The sequence below is a fragment of the Microcystis sp. LEGE 00066 genome (assembly GCF_015207925.1).
GTDB classification, from domain to species: domain Bacteria; phylum Cyanobacteriota; class Cyanobacteriia; order Cyanobacteriales; family Microcystaceae; genus Microcystis; species Microcystis ichthyoblabe_A.
In genome coordinates, this window is sequence record NZ_JADEVX010000334.1 from 1 (window position 1) to 1,826 (window position 1,826).

At 37.8% G+C, this 1,826-nt stretch carries 2 protein-coding genes; one reads left to right on the forward strand and one right to left on the reverse strand.

The features are described from left to right. The first annotated feature begins 200 nt into the window (after positions 1-200). Complete coding sequence (locus tag IQ224_RS23245; RefSeq protein WP_002742112.1) at positions 201-875, forward strand: DUF1345 domain-containing protein; 675 nt, start codon at positions 201-203, stop codon at positions 873-875. Positions 876-1,084: 209 nt separating this feature from the next. On the opposite strand, the gene IQ224_RS23250 is transcribed toward IQ224_RS23245, so the two are convergent. Then, entirely contained in the window at positions 1,085-1,501 is a 417-nt protein-coding gene (locus IQ224_RS23250; RefSeq protein ID WP_002742111.1) for a DUF29 domain-containing protein, read from the reverse strand. Between the last annotated feature and the right edge of the window lie 325 nt (positions 1,502-1,826).

A 1,826-nucleotide genomic window follows, 5' to 3' on the forward strand; every position in this document is an offset into this window, starting at 1 on the left:
TATCTAAAAAAAGGATTGAGATGGAAACTACCTAGAGACTTAGAGGAATTACGTTTGTTAATTGGTCAACGACTCGAAGAAATGAACAAAGAGGTAATTGCTTCAATTGTTGGACGAGGTTATATCCTGGATGCTCTATCTGTAGTTGGTATTTAGAGAATTGGTATAAACTAGATCTGTGAAAATCAAGGCTCTTAAAAATGACCGCCAAGCAAAAAATGATTTTTCGGCTGACTTCTCCCATCAACCGGTTTCTCTTCACGCTGACAGTGGCAATTTTCGTTTATTTAATCACGGGAGAATTTTACCAGGAATTGCGGTTTCTCTTGGCTTACGATCTAGCGATACTAAGTTATTTGAGTGTTTTAGCAGTGCAAATGTCCAAAGCGACTGCGGAAGATACCTTTCGCTTGTCTCAACAGCAAGAACCCAAGGGTATTAGCACTTTATTTGCTGTGCTGCTATTTTCTGGTATGGGGTTAATTGCTCTTTCTTTATTGCTCAACAACTCGAAGCAATGGTCTCCCTTGTTGACGAATTTGCACATGGGATTATCCCTATTAGCGATCTTTTTGTCTTGGACTCTGGTACATACTTTTTTCGCTCTGTATTATGCCAGACTCTACTACGATGAACTATCCGCAGAAGATTCATCCGCTTACCGCAAAGGTTTAGACTTTCCCAATCAAGAACTGGTGGATTATTGGGATTTCATGTATTACTCTTTTACTATCGCTATGTGTTACCAAACATCGGACGTATCCATTGAAAGTGTTGCGATGCGACGCATGACACTCTTTCATTCCATCCTCTCTTTTATCTTAGTAGCAGTAGTCATCGGTTTAGTGGTAAACATAATTTCTAATCTCATTTAATGGTGAAACAGACTTCTAATATAACCTGTGTATTCTGGTTCCAAAGCTCTGCCTTATTCATATATATCATTCTCCAGGTAGAACCTGAAAATGGCGTTACTAGGTAGAACTTGGGAACGAGGTAAACGAGGTAAATATAACCTGTGTGTAACAGGCTTCTAGCCTGTGGAATTGCCTAAGTTTTAAGAAATTAAGGTGAGTTTCTGGCATCAAAATAAATCATTAAAATGATAAGGACAGGTTTCAGGGATGTCAGAAGGGGGAGAGTCAATCAAATACAGGTCAACTGCATCCGAATAGATCCCTTGCCATTCTACTTCTAGCTTAGGCTTCATTGATGGACTGTAGCGACGCTTAAGAGTGTTAGAGAAAGCTTTGATTTCGGCTTGCCAATGGCGATTACACTCAGGCTTATTAGCATAATCAATCTTCAGAAAGTGTTGCATAATTCGAGTTAGTAAGAAGACCACTGCTTGATAATCACTACGTCCCAAAGCTTCGATCTCCTCAATCAGGTTTTCCCAGTCCAATTCTTGGACATTTTGTTCTTTTAATGCTTGGGCTTGTTTCATTGTCCATTGATAGAAATCTGTCTCGTAAATTTTATCGATAGCTATCTGACTCATAAGTTAAACTCCTGTTAGATTGCAATAAAAAAACTATACAAATATAGATAAGTAGTCGTGCAAAATTAATTTCCTAGTGAAGATAGGCAAGAGGCAAGAGGTGGTTAGATATGTGTAATTAATTTTGCTTAGGTACTTAGCAGCGGCTTTATTAGTCCCGACTTACATAAGCAAAGACAAATATTTCCGGCTCTTCCAAACTTGTCATGTAAAATTAAAGAAAAAACAGACAATTATTGCTGATCAATAAAACAATAATTCATCTTTAAAAGCTGACTATGCTTGCAATACAGCAATTTATTGTTTAAAATATAGACAGCCAAGA

What these genes read in the sequence shown, in the direction of transcription:
- IQ224_RS23250 (WP_002742111.1), bottom strand. Translation starts at nt 1,501, where the DNA reads ATGAGTCAGATAGCTATCGATAAAATTTACGAGACAGATTTCTATCAA.
- IQ224_RS23245 (WP_002742112.1), top strand. Translation starts at nt 201, where the DNA reads ATGACCGCCAAGCAAAAAATGATTTTTCGGCTGACTTCTCCCATCAAC.